The following is a 6,567-nucleotide window of genomic DNA, read 5'->3' as shown; positions in this document are numbered from 1 at the left end:
GTTGACACATTGATTGATGGGAAACGGATTTGGGCAGAAAAGAATCTGACTCGAATCTAATCTGACAGACACCAGCATAAAACTGGTAACTGTCAGATCAAGTCTGAGCTAGTACATTTAAAACAACCTAGTTAAAAGTAATCAGCAATATCTAGTACTACCCCAGACTTTTTCATCGTGTTGTATGTATGGCCGTTTTTCTCATGCATTAACCTTAAGTCGCCTAGTACATAAGCAGGTACCAACTTAGCGGTTTTAGATTTCTTGGGTTTGTTATTTTCCGGTTTATTTTCTTTAAGGTTTTTAATATGCGCCACTAAGTCAAAAAGATTACCGTTTGGCAATTCTGAAACAGCTTGTTCAGCCACTATAGGGGCAATATCCTCACCAATTCCCATCTCGATGAGCATATTGGTTAACTTATCCAAAATTGTTGGAGTATCTTCCCTATTTTCTGCTAGTGGCGATGGCTGAGTATTGTTCTGGGATGTTTCTGCGTTATTAATAAAAACCGACTTAGGAATTTCAAGATCTGTAAATGGTTCAATCTCACTCTCTAATCCACTTCGTAAAGCACTGATCATGGGTTTGATCATATGCAATTCTTCATTAAAAACTTGTACTACAAGTTCTTCACTAATGTGTTCCTTTCCTAAAGTTATAGCACGAGTTTGGGATAGATAAAAAAGTGATACCGCAACATGAGCAATCCCTTGTGAACAATCCCAGAATAACTCTTGCATCTGCGAAGTTAAAGGTTGAGGTGTTTTAAACCATTGTAATGACCACAAACGCTCGAAGAAACGAGCCCATTCTGTGCCTTTTTTAGAATTATTTAAGTTATCAAATCTTTCCCAATTAAGACTACCAACTTGAGCTGATCTCCGAGCTGAGCTCATCAGTGGAGAGAAAAGTTTATATGCCTTTGGCGTTCCGATAAACAAAATGGGCAATTTTATGATGTTCGTTAATTTTATAAAGAATTGTAAAATCACCTCTGAAGAGTTATTGGTCTTTAAGTCAAGATGCTGAATTTCATCAATTACTAGTAAACCAATAGAGTGTAATGCAGCAACACGAGCAAAATCACCAAGCAGAAGATCTGTACCTGCTTTTGGCTTCACATATTGACGTTCATACTCGGAGTTATTATCAAGAACCGAATCGAGAGCTCTGAAAAAATTTATACAAAGACTTTTGATCGACGCATTATGTGGTGTCTCTACTTTTAACCAGACAATTTGCACATGCTGGTAGTCAGGATGAGCTATCACTTGGTCATAACCTACAAGAACAGCTTCAACAGCCGTTGATTTACCAGTACCTGAACAACCAAAAACGGAGCTTATAAGCGCTTCGTTACCAGCGTTACGCGCAACTTTCTTGGTAATATCAACGGCTTTGTTAATTGTATCCTGATAGCTTCTATCTGCGATGTTCCGACTCAAATACCCCTGCCGGATCATGCAGGAGATGGTTTGTTCTAACTGCAAATGTGCTTTGGTTGGATATAAAAAACCATCCATAATCCGAAGCATCGCATGTCGACGGATATGAGCAGGTAATGACACTTCCTCGGGTCGAATAATAGGCGTTCGTTTAATTAAACTTGCCGTATCCTCTGGCGAATTGATAGGCGGTAAGGCGTTAATTAACGGGTGACCTTCATAATCGGCGATTTCAGCCTGAATATAATTTGCAGTAACAAAAGGCATTAGTGTCTTTCCCTTAAAAATCGTCTAAGTCTGGATACGAAAAATCCTGTTTAGCGTGTTTTTCAGAATGAATGGGCGTCACTGTCGCTACATGTTTACTCTGAGATGGTGCAGCCTGCTCAATACGGTTTTTATTTCGCTCTAAGTGTTTTTCTTTTTCACGATTTACGCCAATTCCTTTTAGCCGTTGAGATTTGTTTGAAAGAGATGTTTGCTTCTGTCTTTCAGTAGCTTGTTGAACTATTTTCTCTAGTTCAGCCTGTAGATCTGGTGCAACGTAGTCTGCTTCTTGTTTAAAACCAGCTGTTGTCTGATTAGACTCTTTGAGAATAGTGACTGCTTCAGTAAAAGTCATATTCTCATAACGTCGGCTGCGAGGATGTAAGGTACATACCCAATAATTTTCAAACTGGTTATCAGGTCTAAGATAAATAGTATTAGTATCCAACGTGTTATAGGCAATCTGGACATTAGCAGGCCTTGAAATTGCTTTATTTCGGTGAAACCAGCCCAATCTTAAGGCCTCATTGCAGGTATAAAATAGACCTTTAAAATTTATACCATTGACCGAGACTGTGGCTTTCTCATGAGGGAGTAAATTAACCGTAACAATCTTTTGCTCCACTCTACGTAAAACACCTGTGCGATTTGCAATTCCCCAATTCCATAATTTAACTGGTATCGCTGGCAAATCTGTTGGCATATCCGCTTCGAAATCATAACCCCTTACAGATAAGTTATTATTACGATTAATTTCAGCGAGGATTACAAGCTTGGTAAATTCGAACAATGTCATATTTGCCTCAAGCTCATTTCTTTTACCTGCCTTCTTTTTACCATTTACTGGCTCAACCTTACCCTTTACGTAAGGCAAAATATCGACGTGAGTTGTCAGGAATGTTCGTTCAATAACCCCTTTATCATTGCCATGATATGCTCTGGTATTGGTTAAAGTGATACCAAATCTATTGACCAAAATATCACCATGTTTACCAAGCAATTCTCCACGATCAGCAGTTATTGATGCAGGTATCCCAATACTTGGCCAATCAGAAGCCGATATTTCGATACCGTAGCGGCGGCAAAATTCAACTTTGTCACAGAACGCATTTGCCAAGGCAATAGTGGCAGTAGCCCAGGATGGATTTTCAAGCCCGACATACAAGCCGACAGTCATGCGGCTAAATACATCTTTCACCTTGTACATGATTGGTCTTCCAATAATGCGATCAGGATCATGCTCGGAAATTAAGTAGATATCCGAAATGGTGGCATCAATTTCGTAACGTGCCCCAGGGCCAAAATTATTCACCGTTGCGGTACTTTTTAAAGGCGCAATATCTTTTTCATAAATAATTTTTGATGTTTTTGCCTGTATTACTTCATGCGTCAGATAATTTCGCTGAAAAAAGTATCTAAATTGGGCATCTGTTGGTAATTCACTTTTATCGATTTTCGGATACTTGGATTTGAGGTAACCAATCGCTTTTATTCTGGCTTTAACCAAATCAATATCATCTTTAAGAAGGTAGAATCCCTCTATCGCCAAGCGGAAAAAATCTGCGATTTCTTCGGTAATAACTATTCCTTGCCCTGGAGATAATGTTCGTTTTGCTCCTGCTTTATTTTCAACATGTCTTCTTGCTTGTCCAGGAGCTCCGCATTTGCTGTAGTCGGGAGCTAATGCATCCGGAGACATCCCGCGCTGCCAGTAGCGCCTCAACTGGCGAGTAACATACAGGCGAGATTCAGATGAAGTAGTTAACAGCGTTTTAATTCGTTCATTTCGCCGTTTTTTATCAAACAGGTCAAAATAAGTATCAAGCAAAGGTGAAATAGTGCTGAAAGCTCTATCTCTGTATTGTTCAGCGGTTGTATTTGGATCTGGTGAAATCAGGAAAATAGGATCATCAATCGGCGTTAGCCCCAAATTAGCAAACTCTGTAGTACTTACACTGAATGGCCAAGCATTTTCATCGTTGATATCTATAAGCATTAAAAAGTCTGTGTGGATGAAAACCACTCTAAGTTGCACAGTTTCCTCATCATGAGATTCTTCATATACTTGATTAAGATACACTTGATAGCTCCTCTGCCAAAGCATCAACCCCTTCGACTAGATTAAGGTCTGAGCAACGCCATTGTCTGAACACTTTGCTTAAGGGCACGCTTATATAATTAGCAGCAATTACTTTGCGAAAAAAACCAATATGAAAGCCTGGCTCGCAGGAGTATTCGTCATCCAAAGCGGCACAACGCGTAGTTAACCGTATACTAGAACCAGCTAGTCTTTGAAAGACTATGGGTATATCTAAGTCAGATAGCTCAGAGTAAATTTCATCTAAATTCTGGCTTGCGGTATGCAGCCATTGAAGGTTTTCTTTAAGCGATGCGCTGATTTCCAATTCAGTGAAAAGTTTCCATTGATGGCCCTGCTGCTCCCAGAAATATTTTTCTATTTGTAATTTTTCTAGCACCCTCGGATCTTGTAACTCCTCGGTTCTTTTTACAGCGATGGCTAATTTTGACTTATTTTTTAGCTCAACGACTAAATCTGTGGTGACGACTTTTAGTTTACCTGCTATCTGGGGATGCTTTATTCCTAGATGTTTACAAATACTTATGGTTTCGACAATTGGCAGCGGGAATTGCTCTTTTATATCAATTGTCAGCTTGTAACAATCGAATATCAGAAAAGCAGAAAGCTCTATACGAGAAAGGAGATGATGAGTTCGGGAAGAATGCCGACCAAAGATCCGAAAACTTTCACCAGTACTACTTATTTCATGAACCTTTATAAATGGCTCATATTGACGACCAGAACCTAGACCTCTGGTTTGTAATCGCTTTTCATCAAATGGGTCGAGTGGTTTTTCAGAATCTAGCATTTTGGCCTCCTACCTATACGAAGCATAGTAGGAGGCCAAAAAATATCAAACAATAATATTAATTATCAAACTTTATTATAAATTATCAAACTATATTATCAACCCACAATTATTATAAAAACAGCGAGTTAAATTATTCCACAGTCACAGATTTTGCCAGGTTACGTGGCTGGTCTACGTCTGTGCCTTTGATAATGGCAACATAGTAGCTTAATAACTGCAGCGGAATAGTGTACACAATAGGCGCGATCAGCGGGTGTACGTGTGGCACGTTCACCACACGCTGAGTGGCGTCGGATTTAAAGTGGGCGTTGGCGTCGGCGAACACATACAAAATACCACCGCGGGCGCGCACTTCTTCCACGTTCGACTGCAGTTTTTCCAGCAGTTCGTTGTTTGGTGCTACCACAATAATCGGCATCTGGGCGTCAATCAGCGCCAGCGGGCCGTGTTTTAACTCACCGGCGGCATAAGCTTCAGCGTGAATATAGGAAATTTCTTTCAGTTTCAGCGCACCTTCCATTGCAATTGGATACTGGTCGCCACGCCCTAAGAACAACGAATGGTGTTTGTCGGCAAATTCTTCCGCCAGAGTTTCAATGCTGCCGGCCAGTTTTAACGTTTCTTCTAACTTGCCAGGTAATGAACGCAGCGCCTCAACCATGTCTTTTTGCTGGTCCGAGGTTAAACCATTGTATTTACCAATGGCCAGCGTCAGCATAGCCAAACCAACCAACTGAGTGGTAAAGGCTTTGGTAGAAGCCACACCAATTTCAGCGCCGGCACGGGTCATAAAGGCTAAATCTGATTCACGCACCAGGGATGAGCCGGCCACGTTACAAATGGTTAAGCTGCCAACATAACCAGCTTCTTTGGCCAGACGCAGCGCAGCTAAAGTATCGGCAGTTTCACCTGACTGAGAAATGCTGACTAACAGGCTGTTTGGCTGCACAAAAGATTTGCGGTAACGGAATTCCGACGCAATTTCCACGTTACAGGAAATGCCGCCTAAAGATTCCAGCCAATAACGGGCTACCATACCTGAGTGATACGAAGTACCACAGGCCACAATTTGTACGTGTTTTACTTTTTTAAACAGCTCTGCCGCGCCGTTACCAAAGGTTTCGTCCAGCACAGACTCACTGCTTAAACGGCCTTCCAGCGTGTTGTTAATGGCATTTGGCTGCTCATAAATTTCTTTCAGCATAAAGTGGCGGTACTGGCCTTTGTCACCGGCGTCGTAACTGACGTTGGACTCGTGCACTGTGCGCTCAACCGCCATACCGTCTTTGTCAAAAATACGCACTGTGGTGCGGGTAATTTCCGCCACGTCGCCTTCTTCTAAAAACATAAAACGACGGGTCACCGGCAATAAGGCCAGCTGGTCAGAAGCAATAAAGTTTTCGCCAATGCCTAAACCTATCACCAGCGGGCTGCCTGAACGCGCCACTACTAAACGGCTTGGGTCAGTTTTGTCCATTAATACAGTGCCATAAGCACCGGAGAATTGTTTTACCGCTTTTTGCACCGCAGCTAATAAAGATTCAGCGGTTTTTAATTCTTCTTCCACTAAGTGCGCAATAACTTCAGTGTCAGTGTCTGAGTTAAACACATAACCTTTGGCTTTGAGCATATCACGCAGCGGGTTATGGTTTTCAATAATGCCGTTGTGCACCACAGAAATTTTGCCGGAAACATGAGGGTGGGCGTTGCGCTCTGAAGGTTCACCATGAGTGGCCCAACGGGTGTGCGCAATACCGGTACCGCCTGGGGTTGGTGTCAGTTTTACCGCATCGGCCAGCTCTTTCACTTTGCCTAAACGGCGAATGCGCTGCAGCTCACCGGCCGGGCTGACTACGGCCACACCGGCTGAGTCATAACCGCGGTACTCCAGGCGGCGTAAGCCTTCTACCAGAATGTCGACTACATCACGTTGCGCAACTGCGCCTACTATTCCACACATA

4 protein-coding genes are annotated in these 6,567 nt (G+C 42.1%); all 4 read right to left on the bottom strand.

The window, feature by feature from the left end:
* Window positions 1-131 precede the first annotated feature (131 nt).
* On the bottom strand, window positions 132-1,715 hold the full coding sequence (locus tag N3Z11_RS16115; protein ID WP_260658228.1) for an ATP-binding protein: 1,584 nt from the start codon (window positions 1,713-1,715) through the stop codon (window positions 132-134).
* A 13-nt stretch (window positions 1,716-1,728) separates the two neighbouring features.
* Window positions 1,729-3,795, bottom strand: coding sequence for a Mu transposase C-terminal domain-containing protein (locus N3Z11_RS16110; RefSeq protein WP_260658227.1), 2,067 nt, complete (start codon window positions 3,793-3,795; stop codon window positions 1,729-1,731).
* Window positions 3,785-4,603, bottom strand: coding sequence for a TnsA endonuclease N-terminal domain-containing protein (locus N3Z11_RS16105; protein WP_260658226.1), 819 nt, complete (start codon window positions 4,601-4,603; stop codon window positions 3,785-3,787). Before N3Z11_RS16105 ends, N3Z11_RS16110 begins: the two co-directional genes overlap by 11 nt.
* A 133-nt stretch (window positions 4,604-4,736) precedes the next feature.
* Window positions 4,737-6,566: a glutamine--fructose-6-phosphate transaminase (isomerizing) gene (gene glmS, locus N3Z11_RS16100; RefSeq protein WP_260658225.1), complete on the bottom strand. Its 1,830-nt coding sequence runs from the start codon at window positions 6,564-6,566 to the stop codon at window positions 4,737-4,739.
* Window position 6,567 lies beyond the last annotated feature (1 nt).

Source organism: Rheinheimera sp. 4Y26 (genome assembly GCF_025245835.1).
GTDB lineage: Bacteria > Pseudomonadota > Gammaproteobacteria > Enterobacterales > Alteromonadaceae > Pararheinheimera.
This window is presented reverse-complemented; position numbering and strand designations above follow the sequence as displayed.

Excerpts from the sequence above, each read along its gene's own strand:
- N3Z11_RS16115 (WP_260658228.1), bottom strand. The coding sequence starts at position 1,715 with ATGCCTTTTGTTACTGCAAATTATATTCAGGCTGAAATCGCCGATTAT.
- N3Z11_RS16105 (WP_260658226.1), bottom strand. The coding sequence starts at position 4,603 with ATGCTAGATTCTGAAAAACCACTCGACCCATTTGATGAAAAGCGATTA.
- glmS (WP_260658225.1), bottom strand. The coding sequence starts at position 6,566 with ATGTGTGGAATAGTAGGCGCAGTTGCGCAACGTGATGTAGTCGACATT.